Source organism: Pseudomonas sp. B26(2017), from assembly GCF_002113045.1.
Classification (GTDB): Bacteria; Pseudomonadota; Gammaproteobacteria; order Pseudomonadales; family Pseudomonadaceae; genus Aquipseudomonas.
Window position 1 is genome coordinate 1 of sequence record NZ_NEJJ01000031.1, and the last position, 1,313, is coordinate 1,313.

The 1,313-nt window shown below is 52.2% G+C and carries 1 protein-coding gene; it reads left to right on the forward strand.

All coding sequences use genetic code 11. The features are described from left to right. Window positions 1-53: 53 nt before the first annotated feature. Window positions 54-1,276 (forward strand): IS3 family transposase gene (locus tag CAF79_RS28580; protein ID WP_139832643.1). Its coding sequence is split into 2 segments (ribosomal slippage): window positions 54-405 and window positions 405-1,276, totalling 1,224 coding nucleotides; the frame shifts between segments, so codons are not numbered across the junction. The last annotated feature ends 37 nt before the right edge of the window (window positions 1,277-1,313 follow it).

Below are 1,313 nucleotides of genomic sequence, written 5' to 3' on the forward strand. Positions count from 1 at the left end.
TGTCTCGTCCTGAATAAGGTTTACACCTTCTGACCCATTCTCAGGAGGGAGTAATGAATACAGGAAAAAGGCGCAGTCAGCGTGATTACACGCGGACCTTTAAATTGTCGGTCGTCGATCAGGTCGAAAAAGGCGAGTTGAGTTATAAAGAGGCTCAAGAGCGTTATGGCATTCAGGGTAAATCGACCGTACTGAACTGGTTACGCAGGCATGGTCGGCAGGACTGGAGTCAAGGCGCGTCCATTCGCTCCAAGAGACCCCGTTCCATGGATGAGCCCAATAAACCACTGACACCCGAACAGCGAATCAAAGAGCTCGAAGAAAAGCTGGCCCAAGCCAACCAGAAAGCTCAGTTTTTCGAAGCTGTCGTTGATGTTTTAAAGAACGACTTCGGTGTTTCTGTCGTAAAAAAGCGATCCGGCAAGTCCTCTCCCAAGGGCAGATCCAAGACCTGAGCATTAGTCGGGCTTGCCAGTTCATGGGGATTTCCCGTCAGGCTTATTACAAGCGCAACCGCGCGTGTGATGCCCGGGCCCGTCATGCCCAGGAAGTGATGGGATTCGTGAGGGAGAAACGACTTAGGCAACCGCGCCTTGGCACCCGAAAACTTCACAATCTGATGCACACTGAGCCAGAGGTGTCCGTAAAGGTCGGTCGAGACCGGTTATTCGATATCTTGCGAGATCGGCGCGAGCTGGTTCCCCGCAGACGGGCCTATCACAAAACGACAGATAGCCATCATCGCTTTCGCCGGCATCCAAACCTGCTCAAAGATGGACCGATTCAGGTAGTTGCCAAGGCGCCAGAGCAAGTATGGGTTGCGGACATCACCTACTTACCGACGCAAACGGGTGTGGCTTATCTGAGTTTGATCACCGATGCGTACTCCCGAAAAATCGTGGGGCACCATGTCCATGAAAGCTTGCACACCGAATCGGTGATCCAGGCGTTCAACAAAGCCCTCAAGCAGCGGACAACGAAGCAATGTTTGGTGCATCACTCGGATAGAGGCGTCCAATACTGCTCCGAGCTTTATCAGCGGCTGCATGCCAAATACGGCATCACCTGCTCAATGACCGATGGCTACGACTGCTACCAAAACGCGTTGGCTGAGCGTGTGAACGGGATTTTGAAAAACGAGTTATTGCTGCATCGCCCCAAAAATTTTGCAGAGGCCATCCGGATGGTGGACGAGTCGGTGCAGATCTATAACAACGAGCGGCCTCATCTGTCGCTGAAATACAAAACACCCGATGCGGTGCATCGGGCGTTTTGAGGCTGAAACAGGTGTAAACCTATTTCAGGACTAGACA